This window comes from Companilactobacillus bobalius (genome assembly GCF_009764355.1).
Genome location: NZ_LNUA01000077.1, coordinates 272669 through 294671, shown reverse-complemented (window position 1 = coordinate 294671; position 22003 = coordinate 272669). Strand labels below are relative to the sequence as shown.

Annotated in this window: 26 protein-coding genes; 4 read left to right on the top strand and 22 right to left on the bottom strand. The window is 35.5% G+C overall.

What is annotated here, in order from left to right; genetic code table 11:
- Positions 1 to 8: 8 nt before the first annotated feature.
- The 3 genes from ATN92_RS17905 to ATN92_RS17895 all read right to left on the bottom strand — a co-directional run bounded on the left by ATN92_RS17905 (position 9) and on the right by ATN92_RS17895 (position 2405).
- Positions 9 to 212: a DUF4649 family protein gene (locus tag ATN92_RS17905; RefSeq protein WP_056954467.1), complete on the bottom strand. Its 204-nt coding sequence runs from the start codon at positions 210 to 212 to the stop codon at positions 9 to 11.
- On the bottom strand, positions 212 to 1972 hold the full coding sequence (gene spxB / locus ATN92_RS17900; protein ID WP_056954466.1) for a pyruvate oxidase: 1761 nt from the start codon (positions 1970 to 1972) through the stop codon (positions 212 to 214). Before spxB ends, ATN92_RS17905 begins: the two co-directional genes overlap by 1 nt.
- A gap of 184 nt (positions 1973 to 2156) precedes the next feature.
- Positions 2157 to 2405 (bottom strand): hypothetical protein, encoded by a 249-nt coding sequence (locus tag ATN92_RS17895; protein ID WP_056954465.1) that lies wholly within the window; start codon positions 2403 to 2405, stop codon positions 2157 to 2159.
- A 188-nt stretch (positions 2406 to 2593) separates the two neighbouring features.
- Between ATN92_RS17895 and ATN92_RS17890 the strand changes: the two genes are divergently transcribed.
- The gene (locus ATN92_RS17890) at positions 2594 to 3250 is read left to right on the top strand and encodes a phosphatase PAP2 family protein (protein WP_056954463.1); all 657 of its coding nucleotides are present in this window, start codon (positions 2594 to 2596) and stop codon (positions 3248 to 3250) included.
- Positions 3251 to 3290: 40 nt separating this feature from the next.
- Here ATN92_RS17890 and phnW read toward each other — a convergent pair whose 3' ends face one another.
- Genes phnW through ATN92_RS17860 form a run of 6 tightly spaced genes read right to left on the bottom strand, consistent with a single transcriptional unit; the run spans position 3291 to position 8638 of the window.
- Positions 3291 to 4382 (bottom strand): 2-aminoethylphosphonate--pyruvate transaminase, encoded by a 1092-nt coding sequence (gene phnW, locus ATN92_RS17885; RefSeq protein WP_056954462.1) that lies wholly within the window; start codon positions 4380 to 4382, stop codon positions 3291 to 3293.
- Positions 4376 to 5170 carry a phosphonoacetaldehyde hydrolase gene (phnX, locus tag ATN92_RS17880; RefSeq protein WP_056954461.1) on the bottom strand — a complete coding sequence of 265 codons (795 nt, stop codon included), beginning with the start codon at positions 5168 to 5170 and terminating at the stop codon, positions 4376 to 4378. Before phnX ends, phnW begins: the two co-directional genes overlap by 7 nt.
- Before the next feature lie 18 nt (positions 5171 to 5188).
- A complete protein-coding gene (locus tag ATN92_RS17875) occupies positions 5189 to 6040 on the bottom strand; it encodes a PhnE/PtxC family ABC transporter permease (RefSeq protein ID WP_056954460.1) in 852 nt (283 codons plus the stop codon).
- Entirely contained in the window at positions 6037 to 6828 is a 792-nt protein-coding gene (locus ATN92_RS17870; RefSeq protein WP_056954458.1) for a PhnE/PtxC family ABC transporter permease, read from the bottom strand. Before ATN92_RS17870 ends, ATN92_RS17875 begins: the two co-directional genes overlap by 4 nt.
- Entirely contained in the window at positions 6828 to 7583 is a 756-nt protein-coding gene (phnC, locus tag ATN92_RS17865; RefSeq protein ID WP_056954457.1) for a phosphonate ABC transporter ATP-binding protein, read from the bottom strand. The genes ATN92_RS17870 and phnC overlap by 1 nt, the downstream gene beginning before the upstream one ends.
- 11 nt (positions 7584 to 7594) lie before the next feature.
- Entirely contained in the window at positions 7595 to 8638 is a 1044-nt protein-coding gene (locus tag ATN92_RS17860) for a phosphate/phosphite/phosphonate ABC transporter substrate-binding protein (protein ID WP_056954456.1), read from the bottom strand.
- 194 nt (positions 8639 to 8832) lie between these two features.
- Here ATN92_RS17860 and ATN92_RS17855 point away from each other — a divergent pair, with 194 nt between their 5' ends.
- Positions 8833 to 9702 (top strand): aldo/keto reductase, encoded by an 870-nt coding sequence (locus ATN92_RS17855; protein ID WP_056954455.1) that lies wholly within the window; start codon positions 8833 to 8835, stop codon positions 9700 to 9702.
- A gap of 40 nt (positions 9703 to 9742) precedes the next feature.
- On the opposite strand, the gene ATN92_RS17850 is transcribed toward ATN92_RS17855, so the two are convergent.
- The 9 genes from ATN92_RS17850 to rpmG form a co-directional block, all read right to left on the bottom strand.
- On the bottom strand, positions 9743 to 10519 hold the full coding sequence (locus tag ATN92_RS17850) for a hypothetical protein (protein WP_056954454.1): 777 nt from the start codon (positions 10517 to 10519) through the stop codon (positions 9743 to 9745).
- Positions 10516 to 11226, bottom strand: a complete 711-nt coding sequence (locus tag ATN92_RS17845) for an ATP-binding cassette domain-containing protein (RefSeq protein ID WP_056954452.1) — start codon at positions 11224 to 11226, stop codon at positions 10516 to 10518. Before ATN92_RS17845 ends, ATN92_RS17850 begins: the two co-directional genes overlap by 4 nt.
- Positions 11219 to 11593 (bottom strand): GntR family transcriptional regulator, encoded by a 375-nt coding sequence (locus ATN92_RS17840; RefSeq protein ID WP_056954451.1) that lies wholly within the window; start codon positions 11591 to 11593, stop codon positions 11219 to 11221. Before ATN92_RS17840 ends, ATN92_RS17845 begins: the two co-directional genes overlap by 8 nt.
- Positions 11594 to 11714: 121 nt before the next feature.
- Positions 11715 to 12881, bottom strand: coding sequence for a cation:proton antiporter (locus ATN92_RS17835; RefSeq protein ID WP_056954450.1), 1167 nt, complete (start codon positions 12879 to 12881; stop codon positions 11715 to 11717).
- A 254-nt stretch (positions 12882 to 13135) separates the two neighbouring features.
- A complete protein-coding gene (locus tag ATN92_RS17830) occupies positions 13136 to 14521 on the bottom strand; it encodes a flavocytochrome c (RefSeq protein WP_056954449.1) in 1386 nt (461 codons plus the stop codon).
- A gap of 1 nt (position 14522) precedes the next feature.
- Positions 14523 to 15908, bottom strand: coding sequence for a class II fumarate hydratase (locus ATN92_RS17825; protein ID WP_056954447.1), 1386 nt, complete (start codon positions 15906 to 15908; stop codon positions 14523 to 14525).
- A gap of 138 nt (positions 15909 to 16046) precedes the next feature.
- Positions 16047 to 16151: a putative metal homeostasis protein gene (locus tag ATN92_RS17820; RefSeq protein ID WP_158106809.1), complete on the bottom strand. Its 105-nt coding sequence runs from the start codon at positions 16149 to 16151 to the stop codon at positions 16047 to 16049.
- A 9-nt stretch (positions 16152 to 16160) separates the two neighbouring features.
- A complete protein-coding gene (gene rpsN / locus ATN92_RS17815) occupies positions 16161 to 16430 on the bottom strand; it encodes a 30S ribosomal protein S14 (RefSeq protein ID WP_056954446.1) in 270 nt (89 codons plus the stop codon).
- Positions 16430 to 16579 carry a 50S ribosomal protein L33 gene (gene rpmG / locus ATN92_RS17810; protein ID WP_054642465.1) on the bottom strand — a complete coding sequence of 50 codons (150 nt, stop codon included), beginning with the start codon at positions 16577 to 16579 and terminating at the stop codon, positions 16430 to 16432. The genes rpsN and rpmG overlap by 1 nt, the downstream gene beginning before the upstream one ends.
- A 196-nt stretch (positions 16580 to 16775) precedes the next feature.
- Here rpmG and ATN92_RS17805 point away from each other — a divergent pair, with 196 nt between their 5' ends.
- Together ATN92_RS17805 and ATN92_RS17800 are read left to right on the top strand one after the other, a co-directional pair.
- Positions 16776 to 17465 (top strand): MarR family winged helix-turn-helix transcriptional regulator, encoded by a 690-nt coding sequence (locus ATN92_RS17805; RefSeq protein WP_056954444.1) that lies wholly within the window; start codon positions 16776 to 16778, stop codon positions 17463 to 17465.
- An 18-nt stretch (positions 17466 to 17483) separates the two neighbouring features.
- Positions 17484 to 19247, top strand: a complete 1764-nt coding sequence (locus ATN92_RS17800; protein WP_087721263.1) for an ABC transporter ATP-binding protein — start codon at positions 17484 to 17486, stop codon at positions 19245 to 19247.
- A 24-nt stretch (positions 19248 to 19271) separates the two neighbouring features.
- Here the strand turns inward: ATN92_RS17800 and ATN92_RS17795 are convergent, their stop codons facing one another.
- The 4 genes from ATN92_RS17795 to ATN92_RS17780 form a co-directional block, all read right to left on the bottom strand.
- Positions 19272 to 19622: a DUF1516 family protein gene (locus tag ATN92_RS17795; protein WP_056954443.1), complete on the bottom strand. Its 351-nt coding sequence runs from the start codon at positions 19620 to 19622 to the stop codon at positions 19272 to 19274.
- 38 nt (positions 19623 to 19660) lie between these two features.
- Positions 19661 to 20455 (bottom strand): SDR family NAD(P)-dependent oxidoreductase, encoded by a 795-nt coding sequence (locus ATN92_RS17790; RefSeq protein WP_056954441.1) that lies wholly within the window; start codon positions 20453 to 20455, stop codon positions 19661 to 19663.
- A gap of 202 nt (positions 20456 to 20657) precedes the next feature.
- Positions 20658 to 21161, bottom strand: a complete 504-nt coding sequence (locus tag ATN92_RS17785) for a macro domain-containing protein (protein ID WP_056954439.1) — start codon at positions 21159 to 21161, stop codon at positions 20658 to 20660.
- 6 nt (positions 21162 to 21167) lie between these two features.
- Positions 21168 to 21995, bottom strand: a complete 828-nt coding sequence (locus ATN92_RS17780) for a Cof-type HAD-IIB family hydrolase (protein ID WP_056954437.1) — start codon at positions 21993 to 21995, stop codon at positions 21168 to 21170.
- Positions 21996 to 22003 lie beyond the last annotated feature (8 nt).

The window sequence follows — 22003 nt, the reverse complement described above, 5'->3', positions numbered from 1 at the left end:
CTTTTATTTTACTTGTTTATCAAATAATTATATAGACCGTACATCGTAGAATCTTTCAATGATAATTCTTGATTATCTTCAGTCACACGGACAATTTTGACGTAATCTTCAAAATCAGGTACTTCCAATTGTTGAATGGCTACAAACTGATCGCCATTTTTATATTCTTTTGTTTTTTCTATACCACCGTCTAAATAAGTTATCTTTAACATTAATCATTGTCTCCTTGGGCTCTTAGAATTTCTCCGAGTGAAGGTTGTTCTTTAACATCAATATGATACTTCTTCGCATAAGCATCAACTGCATCTTGACCATACAACTTAGGATCCAAAGGCATAAAGGCCGTTGCCACTGGGTCATCTTGTTTGATTACTGCATTAACGACGATTGGTTTCTTGTTTCCAGAAGCTTGTAGTTCTTTGATCTTATCGAATGTTTCATTAACATCTTTAATTGATTTAACGGTAAAACCGATGCCACCAAGTCCTTCGGCTACTTTAGCCCAGTCAGCACCTGTCAAATCAACTCCATATAAGTGTTGTTTTGATGCAACTTGTTCATAGTAGATAAAACCTAATCTTTCATTTGAAAGAATAACATTAACAACTGGTAATCCATATCTAGCTTCAGTAATCAAATCAGGTGCTACCATTGAAAATCCACCATCACCTGATAGAGTCCAAGCTTGTCCTTCAGGAACACTCAAGGCACCAGCTAATCCAGCTGGTAGTCCAAAGCCCATTGTTGCAAATAAACCTGACAAGGCAAAACGTTGGTTGTGATTCATTGGCAATCCACGGACACCAAATTCGGTTACATTACCAGTATCAACACCATAAGTATCATTAGGACCGGCCATTTCGGCAATTTTACTTGTAACTGTTTCAGGATTCAATCCATCACTATCATCCTTGGCGAGCTTGTCTAACCACTTGTCCCAGTTAGCTTTATTTTCTTGATTAGCTTTCAACCAAACACCAGCTGGCAAAGTTTCTTTGGTATCGATCAAAGCTTGCAAATAACTCTTCGCATCAGCTATAACTGCATAATCAACATCAACTGTTTTACCAATATCGTAGGGGTTATTATTAACATCGATAATCTTGACATTTTCTGGCCAGAATCTAGCAAATGGGAATTCTGAGCCAATAAACAAAATCAAATCAGTATGTTGTAAAGCTTCAAACCCTGACTTGCTTCCTAATCTACCAAAAGTTCCGATAAAGTTAGGATGATCGGTACTGATAACACCAGATGCTGGAACTGTATTCATGACTGGAATATTGAATTGTTCAGAGAACTTAGTCAAAACGTCTCTTGCTCCTAGCAAACCACGTCCAGCATAAACTAATGGATGCTTGGCCTCTTTCAACATTTTCAAAGTATTTTGAACATCTTCTGGGTTGATCGTTTGAGAATAAGTATTCTTTACAATCTTTGGTGTCTTGGCAGGTGTGTAATCAATCTCTTTAGTTGTTAAATCTTCTGGCAAGATAACAACTGCCACACCGTTTTGACGATATGCTTCACGAATAGCCTGGTTAATTACATAAGGAATTTGTTCTGCCGTTGTGACGGTACGGTTATAAACTGCAACATCACTAAACATTGGTCCTTCATCCATTTCTTGGAAGTAATTAGTATTCATATTTTCCTGTGGTACTTGACCTACTAAAGCCAAAACAGGAACGTGATCCATCTTAGCATCATACAATCCATTGAATAGATGTGTAGCACCAGGACCAGCAGAACCAAAAGCAACACCAATCTTACCCGTAAATTTAGCATCAGCTGAGGCAGCAATTGCTCCCACCTCTTCATGACGTACTTGAATATACTTAACTTTATCTTTTTCTAAATAAAGACCCTCAACGGTATGATTGATTGAACCACCAGGTACACCATAAATGTGGTCAACACCCCAATCCTCAAGAACTTTTACTAAAGCTTGTCCAGCTATCATTTTTGTCATATTAACACTTTCCTTTCGAAAACCTCAATTAACATTTATGCATAACTATATAAGTTGCCTGCAATCGTTATCATCGAATACTTTAGTAAAAAAATCAAATAATTAATCTCGATATATTTTCAATTCGTATACAAAACTTCAACCAACAAAAAAAGCAAGGCAAGCGCCCTGCTTTGTAATTTCATTAATTGCTGAAAAACTGTGATATAACTAGGAAAACTATTCCACCAACAATTACCCCAATACCGATAATGAGATAATTCCACAATCCTAATACCCCTAAAAGAATTAGGATAATCCCAATTATTGGATGATGTAACAATGCAATTCCTGTCTTGATAAATAACCAAATAATTACAAGAATTGCTACCCCAATAGCAATTAATATCGGTGCCGAGCTACTAGTTGTGCTGGCTGCCATTAATGTGAGCATTTTAAGCCTCCTTTTGTAGATTAGATTATATCATTAATGACTTTAGCTAGTATATTATTTTGTGTAATTAAATATCTTTTAAAAAAATATGTAATTTACTGTAAATCTCATGAAAATAATATTACAATCAAAGCTTAAAGCAATTACGGATGTGTACATTTATCTTTTTGATCCAAAGGAGTTTTATTTTGATATTTAAACCAAATAATCACAGAAAGTGGCTTTCCTTAATCTATGTAGTTATCTTCTTTTTACTAGAGATTATGATTGTTAGCAATAATTCTTTCATTTTAGGGTTTGACCACTCTATTCAAAATATTTTAGGAAGCATGGTATCACCTACTAACACTAAATTATTTTCTACAATTACATTTTTAGGCAGCCCTATAATGGATGTTATTTATCTATTATTAATCATGTTTATTCTCTTCAAAAGAGGTAAAAAAGATTCTAGTTTATGGATTGGTTTCATTCTAATTAGTGGAAATGTTATTGCCTTTCTTGTAAAGATGACCGTCAGACGTCAACGACCACTAGGAAAAATCATTCCCGCCTCAGGGTATAGTTTCCCCAGTGGACATGTCTTTGGAACTACTCTAGTTATTCTGGCATTAATTTTTCTAGTTTTACCAACTATAAAAAAAGTATCTACTAGAAAAACTATTACAGGATTATTAATAATCTGGCTCATCATCGTTGCCATTTCAAGAGTATACCTCAGGGGACATTTTCCCAGTGACGTTATCGGAAGTGCCTTGCTTGCTGGTACTTGGTGGGAGTGTTGCGAATTATTATACTTAAGATACTACGATTCAATCGCTCATCTAATTGATCATAAAGACTAAAAAATACTCAATCGACTGTTAGGGTCGATTGAGTATTTTTTTATCTATTAACGATTTCCTTTACAGCTGACAATAGTTTTGTAATGTCCTCATCGTAAACTTCTCCAATATTACCAATTCTAAACGTTGGTACTTGAGAAATTTTTCCAGGATAAATAACAAAGCCATCTTCTTTTAATTCTTGATAAAACTCATGAAAATCAAAATCATCACTTGGATAAATAAATGACGTAATAATTGGTGACTGGAATTCTTCATCAATTAAAACTTTAAAACCAAGTTCTTCCATACCAGAAGCCAGATGCTTTTGATTATTTACATAACGTTGATGGCGGGCTATTACTCCACCCTCTTCATTTAGTTCTTTTAGAGCTTCTGCAAAAGCATGAACAACGTGAGTTGGTGAAGTAAATCTCCACTTACCATTATTACGTTCCATTTCAGCATATTGACCATATAGATCAAGCGACAATGTTCTGGCAATTCCCTTGGCGGCTTCTAAAGTGCTTCTTCTAGCAATAACAAATGAAAATCCAGGTACACCTTGAATACACTTGTTAGAACTACTAATCAAGAAATCAATTTTATTAGCTTTCACATCGATTGGAACTCCACCAAAACTACTCATTGCATCAACAATTGTAATTATTCCACGATCACTGACCTTAGAAATAATTTCTTCAATTGGATTTAGAATTCCTGTTGTTGTTTCACAATGAATCATTGCAAAGTGAGTTACATCTGGATTCTCATCCAAAACCTTCATAACTTGTTCTAGAGTAATAGGTTTTCTCTCGTCAACAACCAAATCAACATGCTTGATTCCATAAACATCAGCCATTTCACTGATACGTTTACCATAAGCACCGTTGATAGCGATTAGTAATTTATCATTGTCAGAAATAATCGAACTAATTACTGATTCAACTCCATAAGTTCCACTACCTTGAATCGGTACGGCTGAATATTCTTCTTCACTAACTTGTGCTACTTCTAGTAGCGAATGGCGAAATGATTGTGTAATCTTTTTATAATCGTCATCCCAAGTACAGTAATCAAAATCCATTGCACCTTTTACTTTTTCACTAGTGGTTAATGGTCCGGGTGTTAGAAGCAAATATTTTTTTACCATTTTTTATCCATCGATTCATTTAAATATTCAATAATTTGAACCAAGTCATAAATACTATCAATTATAAAATCAGCATTAACAGATTCAAATTTACGTTTTACTTCATTACGTTTAGCAATTTGTTGCTCGTTATCCAATTCATCAAATTCAACCTGTGATAATCCCATTAAACTACTGCCTTCGACTATCCCAACTGTTTTGACACCAGCATTACGACCTTCTTCAATATCTACTAAAGTATCCCCTACTTTAATTACCTTTTTGGAATTATCAATATTGAATTTTCTCATAATCAATTGGATCATTGCCGGAGAAGGACGTCCTTGATTATTGACATCCTCTGACGTCACAACCAAATCAGGAGTATAGCCATATTCTGCAGCTTTGTATTCAACAATTTTCATCATTTCCGCAGTATAACCAGTAGTAGTTGCAACTTTAATGCCGTAATCCTTCAAATAATTGAAGGTCTTTAATACACCTGATTTCAATTCTGTATATTCTTTTAAATAATGAATCAATGATTGTTGAAAACCGGCATAAATTTTTTTACGGTCATCATTGTTGGGTAATGCTGAATATTTCTCTTGCCACTGCTGCTTAACATCATCGAGCTCAAGAATCTTGCCAATGTGGTCCCACTTAGCCATTCCCATATCTCGACGAATTTCTTCATCACTTAATTCTATTCCGGCATCCTTAAATGCCTTTTTGAATGCGATGACTGGTGCTAAACTCCCATAATCAACGGTTGTTCCCGCCCAGTCGAAAATAACTGCTTCAATCATAAAAATTCTCTCCCTAACTTAACGATCTAAATAGAAATGTCTTATTTTGACCGCAATAAACTCAAGCAAAAATGTTACTAAAATAATTAAGTAAACGATAAATCCTACTTCATGAAAATCAAAACTCATACCACTAGCAACAAACAATTGATATCCAATTCCTCCGGCACCAGCGGCAGCACCAACGGCAATTGCATTAGCAAAGTTAATTTCTAAACGAATAAACGTCCATGAAACGAACGAGGCCATGATGGTTGGCCAAATAGCTTGAAATACAATTACCCAAAATTTACTTCCTGTAACTTCCAGTGATTCGATAGTAGATTTATCAATTCCTTCAATACTTTCTGAATAAGCTTTAGTTAAGTAAGCCACACTGTGGAAGCTTAATCCTAATATAGCCGCAGTTGATCCTAATCCACACACAATGGAAAAGATCAAAGCCCAGATAATTGTTGGAATAGCTCTTACAACAGCCATGATGACTCTAATAATTGTTCCTAGATAAACATTAGTTAGATTTTTAGAAGCTAAGACGGCAAAGAAAAAACCGAATACAGCTCCAATAATGGTTGTCATAATTGAAATGAGTAAACTCATTCCTAAGCCTTGTAATAATTCTCCTAATCCATCACTACCAGTATTAGGTTGTAAAAACATTTGGTGGAGTGTTGATGTTAATTCCTTAACTGCCGCATTTAACTGCACATTAGCAGTATCCAAATGTGTCAGTGTAAAACCTGTGATCAATAATAATGAGACGAATACTAACAAAATCATTACTCGGGACAAACTGGTCTCATGTAGTTTAATGTTGGGTGAACTTGGTAACTGAGGTTTTTTAATAAACCTATCTTCGCTATCTATCATAAGATCACCTTTCTAATTTGATTTGAAATTAATTCCAATCCAATTACCACAATAATAATGGACAAGACAGTCATTCCAGCAGCATCAAATCTAAAGCTCTTGTAATATAAATCGAAAATAAATCCAATCCCTGTACCTGTCAAAATTCCAACTAACGTAGCATCACGAACATTATTTTCTATCATATAAAGAATCCAACTTAGAACACTTGGCAAAATCTGTGGCAAAACCGCTTGAAAAATAACTTGAAAGTAACTTGCTCCAGTAGCTTTCAAAGCTAGCATTGTCTCACTTGCCTCATCTTCAATAATCTCCATAAAAGCACGGATTAAAAATCCAATGGACATTAACAGCAAAGCTAAGAATCCAGTAAAATCACTTTGTTTAAATGAAAATAGTAAAATCATTGACCATGCAACTAATGGAATATTTCTAAAAAAAGAAGCTATTCCACGCACAATCAATTGAACAAAGCCATTTATACCAGTGACTTTAGAACCAATTAGAGCTACAAAGATGGATATAATAGCAGCCACTACTGTTGAAGAAATGGCCAACAACACCGTTTGCATCAATTTTTGCCAAATCTTAGGTAGATACTCTACTGACTTAGCTGTAGGCTGGAAGTTTACACCTAACCACCCAAAGGCTCTGGGAACTGCCACTAGTACGCTTAAATTATCAAAGTTTAGAATCCAACTACCTAATATATAGGTACCGCCAATAATTGCGATTATCGCGGTTTGATACCAACCTTTGCGTGTTAAATATTTTGCAGAAGATTGCATTATTCAAGCTCCTTTGTAATGTCTTGATCATAGAGCGTCCTCAAAATATCTTCTGATAACAAATCAGCGGCCTCGTCAAAGACTAATTGTCCTTTACGAATACCAATAATTTGGTCAGCATATTTTTTTGCCATATTTATTTGATGTAAATTGGCAACACAAATCAAATTGTATTCTTCAGTTAAATCTTTAAGTAATTGCATTACCGTTTGCGCAGATGCTGGATCAAGCGAGGCAATCGGTTCATCACACAAGATAACCTTAGGGTGTTGAATCAAAGAACGAGCAATTCCAACTCGTTGTTTTTGACCACCACTCAACTCAGAACATCTTTGTAATGCAAAATCTTCCAAACCAACTTTCTTTAATAAAGACATAGCCTCTTCTTTTTCGGCTTGAGTATAACGACCGAAAACACCAGCCAAAGTTGATTTATAGCCTAAACGACCATGTAAAACATTTTCAATAACGGTCAATCGTTCAACCAAATTGTAATTTTGAAAAACCATTCCAATCTGACGACGATATTTTCTTAATTGAGCTTTATTAGCTGAGCGAATATCACTACCATCAAGAAGAATCTCTCCATTGTCATCTTTGATCAATTGATTCAAACTTCTCAAAATTGTAGTTTTACCTGCACCAGATGGTCCAATAATAGCTACAAATGTCCCTGGTTTAACACTGAAAGATATGTTTGTTAGAGCTGGATGATCTTTTTGGTAACTTTTGTCTAAATTCTTAACTTCTAACATAGGCCGCCTCTTTATTTACCAACTAGTTCATGAGTAGGTTTGTACCATTCGTCATCAACTTTTAGAAGAACAGTTTTGTCTGTTTTCTTTTGCCATAGAGTTGGTGTTTTACCTTTTCCGTCAGAGAATAGGTCTTTATTATTTGTAATATCTTTTGATGTAAAGTGTTTTTCAATTGCATCCATATCATCTTTACTTAGAGCCTTTGAGTTTACAACAAAAGGTCCATTTTGAACTGGCAATACTGAAAGGTTAACTAATTCCTTACCCTTGAATTCTGCAAATGGTGCATCAGCATCACTTCTAACAGTGAATGTTGAACCAACTTTGTCATAACTACCTGATGTAACTTTCAAGAATGGTGTAAGATCTCCATCATCAAATGCAGCAACGTCAGCGTCACCTTTTAGCAAGTTAATAGCTGAACCTGGGTGAGTACTACCGTAAAGAACTTTATCAAAGAACTTGCCACCTTCTGATAATTGATCCTTATTCTTTAATTTAAAGTGCTTTTGAATTTCATCTGTTGGTACGGCAAAACCTGAAGTTGAACTTGTTGAAACAAATGATGCTTTCTTACCTTTAATGTTATCAATGCTGTACTTGCCGTCTTTCTTGTATTGGTCTGCTTTATCTTTTTGAACCATCAAATATGAACGGTAACTGGCACCCTTTGTTGTACCATCAGGACCTGATTGTAGAAGCAATGGAACAACTTTTTCATTCTTGGCATGTGCTTGGATATAACCATCGGCACCCATGAATGCTAGTTGAGCTTTACCTGAAGCAATGGCTTCAATGGCAATATTGTAATCTGTAGTCGTTTGAATATTGATTTTCTTACCAGTTGCTTTATGTAATTCTTCCTTCAATGCCTTTCTTGAAGCACTGAAGTTTTTGGCTGATTCGTTTGGATAGAAAACCATTGTGATTTCCTTACTACTGTTGCTACCAGCCTTTGGTGAAGCTGAACTCTTTGAAGAACAACCAGCTAAAACACCGGTTAATAATAAAAATACCCCTAGAAAAGCGGTTAATAATCGCCCTTTTTTCATAACTAACTCCCAACTTTCTATTTCATTTTGTCGAACAGTCTTAGATTAACAAAGCTATGTAAATTAACGATTAACTTTCTGTAAAATATATTTTTATAAGCTTTACATATTTTAAACAATTTATATACAAATGAAGAACTTCCGCCATTAGCAAGTCAGCGCTATAATGGATTTGAAAAATGGGAGGTAATTTTATGGCAACAAATATTCCTTATATTGAATTAGCAAACGGTGTTACAATTCCTCAAGTCGGTCTAGGTGTTTTCCAAATGAACGACGATGAAGTCCTTAATAGCGTTAAATGGGCTATTGAAAATGGCTACAGACACATTGATACCGCAAGTTTCTATGACAACGAAGAAGCAGTCGGCAAAGCAATTAAAGCAACCGGAATTGATCGTAAATATCTTTTTGTAACTACTAAGGTTTGGAACGATGTTCGTGGATACGATGAAACTATCGCACAATTCAATAAATCTTTGAAAAAATTAGATATGGATTACCTAGATTTATACTTAATTCACTGGCCAGCACCTGGTTTTGAAGAAAACTGGCGTGCCATGGAAGATCTATACAAGCAAGGTAAAATTAAAGCTATCGGTGTTTCCAATTTTAAGGCACATCACATTGAAGAATTGATGAAAACAGCCACGATTGCTCCAATGGTTGACCAAATTGAAACTCATCCTTATTTCCAAGAAAATGATCTTCACGAATACTTAAAGAAACATCACATTGCCCATGAATCATGGAGTCCACTTGGCGGTGGTGTCAACAAGGTTATCGACGATCCAGTTATTAAACAAATTGCCGAAAATCATCAAAAGTCACCAGCACAAGTAGTCTTACGTTGGCACATTCAACGTGGTGAAATTATCATCCCTAAATCAACTCACGAGAATCGTATTAAGGAAAACATCCAGTTATTCGACTATCATTTCAATTTAAGTCCTGAAGAAATGAAACAGATTGCTCAATTGGATAGTGACAAGCGTGTTGGAGCTGATCCCGACGATACTGAATTCCTAAAAGAATCAACAACTTACACAACTCAAAATCACTAATATGCAAAAAAAGACCATCCTTTCGGATGATCTTTTTTTCTTAACGAACTGTTTCAATCCAACGTTTCATCAAATAAATATTAATAACACTAAAGAGTGCTATCCAAATGCAAGCAATACCTGAACCAATCCACAGAGTTGAGTTCAACTGTCTAACGGTATCAATTTGGAAACCATTTTGATAAAAGGCTGTGAAAATATTAATCATAATATAATTAAAGGCCCATAACGATAAGCCAATAACAACTAAATAAACTAAGAACAAAACAAATTTTTGTCGACCAAATGGTAAAAAACCACTGACCAAATTAACAATAAAATGAATCAAAGTAATACCAGACCAAACCACGATAGTGGCTAAAGCCATAAATAGTAAAAGTTGAATTGCCGACATAATATCTTGAGAACTAATATTGCCATTTAACTGCTTATATTTAGAGTATTTAATTATTATAGCGATTAAATCTACTAAACCATTTATAACAGTTTCCACAATCCATAGATAAACCATTGCCAAAAATGTCGTTAAGATATTGCTTAAATATAATTTAGTATCAGAAATAGGAATCAAACGATAATTACTACTTGTCAGGACACGTTCATTAACACGTGCCAACATGACAACACTAACAAAATTAACGATCATTATGCTTGAAACAAATAGTACTGGAATAAATTCAAAACTACTATATCCCATTTTAAAAAGATTGATGAAAAAAATAACTACAATAGCTATTGCGTCAATTACTAAAATCCAATTCATCAATTTGAATTTATTCCACATTAGGTTTTTACTTACTCCAAAAAAATCACTCATCGGGCTAATCCCCCTTCATAAACCTTTTCGTAATATTCTTCGATTCCTAAATGATATTTCATTTGAATATTTTCTACAGAATCGACTTCGTAAACTGTCTGATCCTTGATGATCACAATATCATCCAACAAACTAGCGATTTCGGTCACATAGTGGTCGCTGATAATAATTGTTGAATCTTCAGTCTTCCAACGAATAATACTACTGATGATTTTCTTACGTGACATACTATCGATACCATTTAAGGGCTCATCCAAAAGATATAATTTAACTTCTCTCGATAAGGCCAAAGCTATTACTAATTTTCCACGGGTACCTGTTGATAATGATGCTAAACGCTTAGTTCCATCTAAATTCAAATATTCAGAGATTTCTTTATATTTTTCATCAGAAAAGTCATTATAAGCATTACGATAGAATCTAACGATATCATCAATCCTTGAACTTTTGGCAAAGCCGTCTAAATAATCACTCAAACTAACTTGAGATTTAATTTTAGATTTCTGTGTCATACCATTAACGGTAATATTCTTTTCACTACTAGCATTAACCCCCGCAATCAAACGCATCAAAGTGGTTTTACCAGATCCATTCTCACCTAACAACCCAATAATTTTTCCACTATCTAAGCTCAAATTAATATGATTTAAAATTGTCTTACTATTTTTTCGATAACTAAGATTATCAATTTCCAGAATTTTACTCATGGTCATCATCCCTCTGTTTAACATAGTTGATAAAACTATCAATTATTTCGTCATTACTCATTTTTAAAGCGTGTAATTTATCATATGTTTCATCTAATGTACTCTTCACAATACGATCCCTCAATTCCCCAATAATTGTCTCGTCGCTCGTTATGAAATTACCTTTACCACGTTGGGCCGCAATAATATGCTCTTCGGTCATTTCCTTTAAAGCTTTTTGAACGGTATTAGAGTTAGCCGTAAATTGAACTGCTAACTGGCGTACCGACGGCAATTGCGAACCCGGTTCATATTCATGTGCAATAATCTTATGATATAAAATTTCCTTGATCTGCAAATATATCGGAATGTTATCAATATATTCCATTACTTTTCCTCCGTACTGTCCTACTACACTAATACAGTACATCCTAAATAAATAAAAATCAACCATTTTATTTATTTGTATAAAAAAATAGGTATCAGTCGCAAATGACTGATACCCACAATTAATCTTGAGCCAATGATTTTTTTAAAGTTTGTTTTAATAATAATGGTGAAATCAAAGTTACTAAAATAATAACCAAGATAATGGCTGAATAATCAGTATTATTCAATAGACCGGCTTGGTGACCAATTTGTGCGGTAATTAAACCCATCTCACCACGAGCTATCATACCTGTTCCAATAACTGAACTACTTAAATTATCAAAGCCACTAAGTTTAGCACCTAACCCACAACCAATCCACTTAGTTAAAGCAGCTAAAATAACTAATACGATGACCAAAATCAAATTTCTCAAAAAATGATTTAAAGTCATATTTAACCCAACACTTACAAAGAAAACAGGTATAAATATTGAATTTCCTAAGGGCTCAACATGATCGGCCAGAACACTCTTATATGGCGTATTAGCCACGGCGATTCCGGCAAAGAAAGCACCAATAGCACCACTCAAACCAACTATATTAGCTAGCCAAGCCATACTCAAACAAATAATCATCGACATGATTGTAACGCTTGATGGCACAATTAGACGTTCACCTAAATGCATCAAATATGGTGCAATCCATTTTACCAGTAAAAAGGTTCCACAGAAAAAGGCCAACTGTTCCAAAAGAATAATCAAAATTCCCGGCTGATGTCCACCAGCGTGAATTCCTTGACTAGCCAACAAACTGATCATCAATGATAATAATAAAACACCGATAATATCATCCGCTACCGCAGCACCTAAAATAGTAGCCCCTTCACGAGTCGACAAAGCTTTATACTGCTTCAGTACTGCCACTGAAATAGAAACAGAAGTAGCCGAAAAGACAACCCCGATGAATAAAGCTTCTAAGAAAGTAAAGCCAAATAAATAAGTTACTCCACCCATAACTAGAACTGGCAAAATAACTCCAGAAATAGCTACGATAACAGCTGGACGTAAGTATTTTCGCAATAGTTTCAAATCACTTTCTAGTCCACCTAAAAACATCAGAATAACAACTCCGATGTCAGAAAAAGCACTAACTAATCCATCCAGTTTGATCCAGTCAAGTATTGCTGGTCCTAATACGATTCCCACCAGTAATTCACCAATAACGGCAGGTATACCAATACGATTGGCAAAATGGCCGGCTATTGTAGTTGTAATTAGAATTAGACATAACGGCCCTATAAAATTCATTTAATCCCCCATTTGTTAAATATTAAAAATAATTTTATTAAATTTGTTAACATCCATTCTACTACATCACCAAATCAAAAAAAATGTAACAAAAAATGTTTACTTAGATTTTGATTCTTCCTGAAATTAGATGAAAGCATATTTAACACATATTATTTCATCCTTAAACAGGAAAAGTGCACACATATTAACCGATATACTCTATACGGCTGATATGTGTGCACTTCTTTAGTTAAAAAAGTTATGACTATTCTCTATTTCAAATATTTAAAAACTTGTTGTCCTGCTTGACGTCCAAAGATTACAGTCTCTGCAATGGAATTGCCACCAATTCGGTTATTTCCATGTAATCCACCGACTACTTCTCCTGCTGCAAACAATCCCTTGATAACATGATTATCAGTATTCAAAACTTGGGTATTGTGATTAATCGCTACACCACCCATTGTGTAATGAACGGCAGGTGCAATATGGATTGCAAAGAATGGTCCTTGAGAAATGGTTCTTTCCATTCCTGTACTACGATTGAATTCACTATCTTTATTAGCTTCAACGGCTTTATTCCATTTTTCTACTGTTGCTTGCAAATTCTCCGGATTTAAATTCGTCTTCTCTGCCAATTCAGTTAAATCTTTTCCACTTTCTACTAAGCCGACATGATCATAAAACTCAATGGCTTTAACTCGTTGGCGAATGCTTGTATCCAAGATCAAATAGGCTCCAGTTCCACCTAAATCATCAATTGCTTGGGTAACATTCTTACGTGTATCCAATTCGTTAACAAAACGTTGTCCTTGATTGTTAACCAAAATTGCTCCCTCACCACGGACAGCTTCACCGATTAAAAAGGCATGTGGTGTATCTTGTTGAACCGTTGGATGTACTTGAACTTGGTCCATATCAACCAATTTTGCTCCAACATTTTGAGCCAATTTGATTCCGTCACCAGTAGCACCAGGTTGATTAGTTGTCTTTAAACTAGTCAAATCTTTACGATACTTAGCTAAAAGATCCTTTCCCGCGCCGAATCCACCAGTAGCTAAAACAACAGCTTTTGCATGAATTTCAACTTCTTGATTTGCCAATGCTTTCACACCAACAATCTGATCATCTTTCATCAGTAGTTGATCAACTTTAATATTATCGAACAAAGGAATTTGATATTTATCCACTAACTTCAACAATTCTGTTACTAAGTAACCACCAATTGGTGCCAATGAACTAGGACGGTGTGTACGCATCGTTTTCATTCCACCAGTAATTGTTAAATCATCCAGTTCAATTCCGTGCTGTGCCAACCAATCAATCGCTAGAGCCCCATGCTCAGTGAAAAATTTTAACAGTTCAGGATTATTTTGTTTTCCTCCACCGACAAAAGTTTCATCGTAGAAATCTTGAAAACTATCCACAATTTTATGATTCAACTGGACAAATGTTTCAGCGGCATTCATCCCTGAAGAAGCACGAGTCGTGTTACCACCAAGCTTATCCATCTTTTCTAAGATAACCGGAGAAAGTCCCAATTCATAAGCTTGGATAGCACTTGTCAGACCAGCACCACCAGAGCCAATAATTATTACATCATAATTGTCCTTTAATTGGTCGATTTTAGTAGGTGTAAAAATAAATTTTTCTGCCATGTTATTTCTCCTCAACGTTAGTCATATCAATCGGTACAACCCATTTATCAAATTGTTCTTCTGTTACTAGGCCTGATTTAATAGCAGCTTCTTTCAAAGTTGTACCATCAGCCTGAGCTTTTTGAGCAATTTCTGCACTTTGATGATAACCAATATGTGGAGATAAAGCTGTAACTGTCATGAGTGAGCGATCAACCAATTCAGTCATACGTTCTTTATTAATAGTCAAACCAGCAACCATTTTATCGGCAAAACCATACATTGTTCCTGTCAGCAATTCAGCGGACTCTAAGAAGGTACTGATCAAAACTGGCTTGTAGACATTCATTTCAAAGTTACCTTGACTAGATGCCATTGTGACAACAACATCATTTCCCATCACACGCACAGCAGCCATAGTGATTGCTTCAGCTTGAGTAGGATTAACTTTTCCCGGCATAATTGATGATCCTGGCTCATTGGCAGGAATATTCAACTCACCATAACCAGATCTAGGGCCACTTGCTAAAAAGCGAACATCATTGGCTATCTTCATTAAGTCACTAGCTAAAGTCTTGATAGCACCATGCACAACATTCAAACCAGAATGTGCAGCTAAACCATAGAATTTATTAGTATCAGCTGTAAATGGATGATCATAAACTTGGCCCATCTGTTCAGCAATTTTATCAGCGAATCCTGGAGCAGCATTTAATCCCGTTCCAACGGCAGTCCCCCCCATTGCTAACTCGCTAAGTGTTTGATTGAGATTCTTCAAGTATGAGAGGTCATGTTCTAACATGCTGACCCAACCACTAACTTCCTGTCCAAAAGTTAACGGAGTAGCATCTTGTAAATGTGTACGACCAATCTTAACTACTTTCCAATACTTTTCTTGTTTCTGTTTTAATTCATCAATTAAATGTTGTGTTGATTCTTCTAGTTTATCCACAGCCAAAGCCGCTGTGATGTTCATTGCAGTAGGAAAAATATCATTGGAGCTTTGACCGTGATTGACATCATCATTTGGTAAAATTTCTAATTTATCATCAATCTTTTGAGCAACATGTGAAACTACTTCATTCACATTCATATTAGTTTGTGTACCAGAACCTGTTTGGTATACCACCAAGGGAAAATCCTTTTGCAGTTCTTCATCCCTTAAACTCAATAATTGATCGATACTCTTTACAATCAAATCAGCTTTTTCTGAACTGATTGCATGAGCTTCATTATTGGCAATTGCGGCAGCTTTCTTAATCTGTAAGAGAGCCTTAATGATTTCTAAAGGCATCTTTGCACCTGTGGAAAAGTTATTACGACTACGCTCTGTTTGTGGTCCCCAGAGAGCCTCTTGAGGTATCTTTACTGCACCCAAAGTGTCTTCTTCAATTCTATAGTCTGCCATCAAATTCCTCCAAATAATTTAATACACCAATTATAACGAAGTTGCCTTTAGATAAAAATAAATCCGATTAGAAAATAACTTGAAAAATCAAAACAGCGACTGTTCAGGATGTTTATCCTAAATAGTCGCTGCTTATTTTTATCTCTTCTTACTATCCTTAATCGCACGCAAAGCACGTTTACGTGTCTTGATGTTAGGACTCTTCAATTGTCTGTATGCTGTGGCAGTTTTTACTTGTTCCATAATTTCTCCTTACCAGCTAGCTTTTTGAACACCAGGGATTTTACCCTCATGTGCTAACTTACGAAAGTTTAAACGTGACATACCAAACTTACGCATGTATGCATGTGGACGTCCGTCTAATGAATCACGATTCTTAATTCTAACAGGACTTGAATCTCTAGGTAACTTAGATAAAGCTATGTAATTACCTTGAGCTTTTAATTGCTTGCGGATCTCAGCGTATCTTGCCACCAATTCTGCTTGTCTCTTATTCTTTTCAATCTTTGATTTTTTAGCCATTATTTTACCTCTTTAAAAATTTCTCTTTGTTTTGATTTTGGTGAATATTTTCTTAGTTCTAAACGTTCTGGGTTATTTTGTTTATTCTTGCTTGTTAGATAGAGTCGTTCGTTAGTCCTACTACACTCCAATATAATATTCTGGCGCATATTTCCCTCACATATATAAATGATAATTTTTACTGTTTGTATTCTAGAGATTTTAATTATTAAAGTCAACTATTTTGTTTCAACATAATTTTTAGAAATAAATCGTTGACATTAATTTGGTACCGAACTATAATTCATTCTCGTAATAAAGTTCGGTACCGAATTAATTTTAAAAATGAAATGAGGAATACAAAATATGAGTAAACTTACAGATGATTTAATGAAACAATTACGTTTTATCGGTGAAGCAGGCAACTACTTCATGGGGCAAAAGAAACAAAAACTAACTGGTCAACAACGCGTCTTAGCCGTTTTGAAATTAGAAGATGGTTTGACCCAAAACTATTTAGCCAATGTCCTAGACCTTAGACCTAGTTCTCTAGCTGAATTGATGAAGAAAATGGAAACTAAAGGTCTCATCAAGCGTCAAGAAGATCCTGAGGATAAACGTAGCAAACATGTCTATCTAACTGATGAGGGACGTCAAAAAGCTGAAGAAAATGCATCTTTAAAAAACGAAAGCTATAGTGAAACTTTCTTAGCCGGTCTAACTGATGACGAAAAACAACAATTTAGTATCTACCTTCAAAAAATTTCTGATGGTTGGGACGATGATTTCAAAAAGAACTCCGAAAAATTCGTTGATCCAACTGATCGCTTCAAGGCTATGTTAAACATGCGTGATCAAATGATGGAAATGCATCAAAACATGGATCCTGAAGAACTTGATCGTATGCGTGATGAGATGAGAAAAGATATGCGTAACATGCCATTCGACAGACGCTGGATGCCTGGATTCGACCCTAGACATGACCAACGTGATCATGATAACCACGGTCATAGACCAGATTTTCATAATAACTTCTGGCGTGGAAATGAATTTTAATTTAGTGAGGATATAAAAATGCGTAATGGAACAATGATGAGACGTGATCTACCTAAAAGAACTGGCACCTTCAAGTTCAAAGACTTTCTACAGCTGATCAACAGCGTCAATCCGAAAAAAGCTCTTTTCCTATTAGGAATGCTTTTAAGTTTAGTTACCAGTGGTGCCAGTTTGATAGTCCCTCAGTTAACAAAAAATTTAGTTGATACCAGTGGCCTATCAAAAATAGACAGTAAAATGTTAGTCGTTTTAATCCTAGCCTTCGTAATCCAATTAGGCTTTGGAACAATCGGTGGCTACATTTTAAGATACGTTGGTGAAAGTTCGGTTAAAACTCTACGTGAGAAACTCTGGGCTCACCTGTTAAAACTACCAGTTGATTATTTTGATGATCATAAATCAGGTGAAAGCAGTTCTCGCCTGGTTAACGATACTAGTGTTATCAAAGATTTAATTACCGCTCAATTCCCTAATTTCATAACCGGAGCAATTCAATTAGTTGGTTCAATGGTCATCCTCTTCTTTATGGATTGGAAAATGGCTTCTCTAATGTTTGGTGTTGTTCCAATTATTGTTCTAATCCTGCTCCCTATTGGAAAGATAATGTCTCGTTTAGGCCGTAAACTTCAAGCCGCAACAGCTGATTTCAATGCCGATGCCAGTGAAAAGCTTTCTGAAGTCCGTTTGATCAAGTCAAGTAATGGTGAAACATTTGAAAAAGTGACCGGCGGAACTTTGATTGACCGTATCTTCAAAGTTGGTATCAAGGATGCTAAAGTTGAGGCTGTCTTGCAGCCAATCATGACAACTGTTATGTTAGGAATCTTCGTCGGTATCCTTGGTTATGGTGCTGTCAGAATTCAACAAGGAACTCTAACAAGTGGTTCACTAGTTGCTTTCCTACTATATTTATTCAATATCATTACTCCCGTAGCTAGTTTTGCTACCTTCTTCTCTCAAGTTCAAAAAGCTATGGGTTCAACTGAAAGAATTCAGGAAATCCTAAGTACTGAACCTGAGACGACTACCGGTCAAGATATCGATGTTGAAGGAAAAACAATTACAGCTGATCACTTGAATTTCAGTTATGACAAAGATCATCCCATTTTGCATGACGTTTCATTCGAGGCAAAACCTAATACGGTTATAGCTTTTGCTGGACCTTCTGGTGGTGGTAAATCAACTATCTTTGCCCTACTAGAAAGATTCTACCAGCCTGATTCTGGTACGATCAGAGTAGATCAACAGACAATCAACGATATCAGTTTAGCTAATTGGCGTTCCCAAATTGGTTATGTATCTCAAGATAGTGCTGTTTTTGCCGGTAGTATTCGTGATAACCTTCAATATGGATTAGACCGTCAATTGACTGACAAGGAACTTTGGCATGGACTGCAATTAGCTTATGCTGACGAGTTCGTAAAGAATTTTCCAGAACAATTAGAAACTCAAATTGGTGAACGTGGTGTCAAACTATCCGGTGGTCAAAAACAACGTATCGCCATCGCCAGAGCCTTCCTACGTGATCCCAAGATTCTAATGCTAGATGAAGCTACTGCCAGTCTGGATTCAGAATCTGAAGAAAAAGTTCAACGTGCCTTAGATCAATTAATGATTGGCCGTACTACTCTAGTAATAGCACATCGACTTTCAACAATCGTTGATGCAGATCAAATTTACTTTATCGAAAAAGGTACTGTAACTGGTCATGGTAATCACCAAGAATTAATGAAAGATCATAAACTCTACGCTCAATATGTTAATGAACAAATGGTTAACTAAAAAACGACCCCTCGGGTCGTTTTTTTATAAGAATGGATACCATCCTGCTAAAGCAAATCCTAAAAGGGCCACCACAATACAGAAAACTAACACTGCCCAAATCAATGGACGATTTAAACTCTTTTGAGCTTTTCTGGCAAAAGCTATTTCTACTAAAGCGATAAAAATCAAAGCTACAATGATTTTAACAATCAGCAGAGTTGGTTCTACTGACCAAGCTCTAATTGCTAACTTTATTCCCGTTGCGATGATAACCAAATAACCAACTCTTGTAATCATTTCATAAACTTTAGTGTGTGTATTAGTGAATAAAGCCAATAGGATCATAACCGCCATAACGATCCATGTTATTAAATGAGTCCATAACCAAATCATATTCTCTCCTCCTAATGACTTCCATCATAGCATTAAGTTTAGAAAATGGTTGGAACTAACCCACCATCAACACGCAATGCTTCTCCTGAAAATGATGAAGCATCTGGACTAGCAACAAATGCTGCAAAACGACCAATTTCTTCCGGTCTAATCAAGCGTTGAATTTGTGAGCGAGAACGATGATTCTTCATGAAATCTTTCTCCCACTTGTCTTTAGGCAAATCGCTGTCCTTATACATTTCATCCAACATCTTCTGAACCCCTTCAGTCAGAGTTGAACCAGGCATAATTGTATTTACCGTTACATGCGTATCAACTGTCAACATTGACAAGCTCTTTGCCAAAGACAGATTCATCGACTTAGTCATACTGTATTGAGGCATTTCACCTGATGGCATAACCGCTTCTTCACTAGCAATGAAGATAATTCTGCCAAAATCTTGTTCCAACATTTTAGGCAAATAGAATTTAGCTAAGGCATTTCCAGCTAAAACATTTACTCTATAAAACTTTTCCCAAGTAGCATCGTCAATATCAAAGTAATCCATTGGTTGAAAGATTCCCATATTATTGACCAAAATATCAACCATAGGTATTTCTTGAAATAGTTTCTCACGATCAGACTCATTAGCTAAATCTGCCGCTATTCCTTGTGGTTCTGTTTTAGGAAAATTACTCTTAACTTCCGCTACAACCTTATCAACTTCAGGCTGTTTTCTACCATTGATGATGACATTAGTCCCCTCTTTAGCCATTTCCATGGCAATTGCTTTACCGATTCCTTTAGTAGAGCCAGTAATCAAGGCTTTTTTATTTGTTAAATGAAGATCCATAATGTTCCTCCGTTAAATTCGTTTAATTTGTATTATTAATATAGAATGAAATGTCCCTTTTGCCTAGTACGCACTTTAATGTCTGATAGGTACTTTTTAGTGCCTGATTCAAAAAAAATAAGCCTTTAAGGCCTAATTAGGATTCTAATTTAAGTTTGAGCGTAATCGAATACCAACTAATATATGCCCATTCACACTCTACCTAGTTTTCTTCCAAAATACTCTTTGCTATTTTTTCAGTTCGATCATCGAAAGCTACCAAAAAAGCTTCCGTGTCGACTTGAGATTCCTGAATTGTTTTGATAGCGATCCAAATTGCTTCATATAAAGGATAGCCATAAACACCCGTACTCAAAAATGGAACGGCAATTGTCCACAAATTAAGTTTCTGAGTCAATAACATCACTGACTTATAAGCACTGGTTAATAGGGCCTCTTCGCCTGAATGCCCATTAACGTATCTAGGACCGACTGCATGAATAACATAATCAGCATTTAGATTGTAGGCTTTCGTATAAACAGCCGTTCCTGTAGGCGTACCTTTAAAAGCCAACATATCTTTTTTCAAATTGGATCCTGCTTTAGCATTTAATGCACCATCAACTCCACCACCGGGAATCAAGGCACTATTAGCCGCATTGACTATGCCGCCAACACGAAATGGTAAATTAGCTATATCTGCTTTGATAACTGTAACCTTAGACAATTTTCACTACTCCTTTAATGCATATTTTTTAACCGCATAGGAGACTCCATTCTCATTATTACTTTTAGTTACGACATTAGCATGAGCTTTGACAGCGACAGGAGCATTTTCCATTGCTACTCCAACTTTGGCTAAATCAAGCATCGGAATATCGTTGAAGTTATCGCCTAAAGTCATGGTATTATCCAAAGTTATTTGATAATAATTAGTTAACTCGCGGAGAGCCCTTTCTTTAGATACGTTACTGTCAGTTATCTCTAAATAATTATCCTTTGATAGATAAAATGAACTATTGGGAAACCCATTATCACGAAGATAATTCATTACTCGGTCTATCTCCTGTGGATCACTGATCAAAAGTAATTTGTGAATTGGAATCTTACGTTTTGCTACCAACTGATCTAGATTATCTACAATTGGCGTTACATTTGTAATATCTGACTCAATTTTAACCCATTTATCAAATTTTTCCACATACCAATCCGACCCTGAATACAAATTGATAGAAACTTTAGGAAATTTCTCATGTAAAATTTGAAACATTCCTTCAACTTCATCGATATTTAGGCCATGACTCAAAATTGTTGAATAATTATCGGCTTGCAAATCTTTTACAACTAAAGCGCCGTTGTAACAGGCAATTGGATTATCCAAAACTTGTAATTCTTCAGCTATAGGGGTCATTCCTCTAGGAGAACGAGCTGAGGCCAAAACAAATTTAATATTCTTTTGATTTAATTTAGCTATTGTCATCTTCAAATCGCCATCCACAATATTTTCGTCATTCAAAATTGTTCCATCAATGTCACTCAAAATTAGTTTTATATCAGTCATTTCTACAC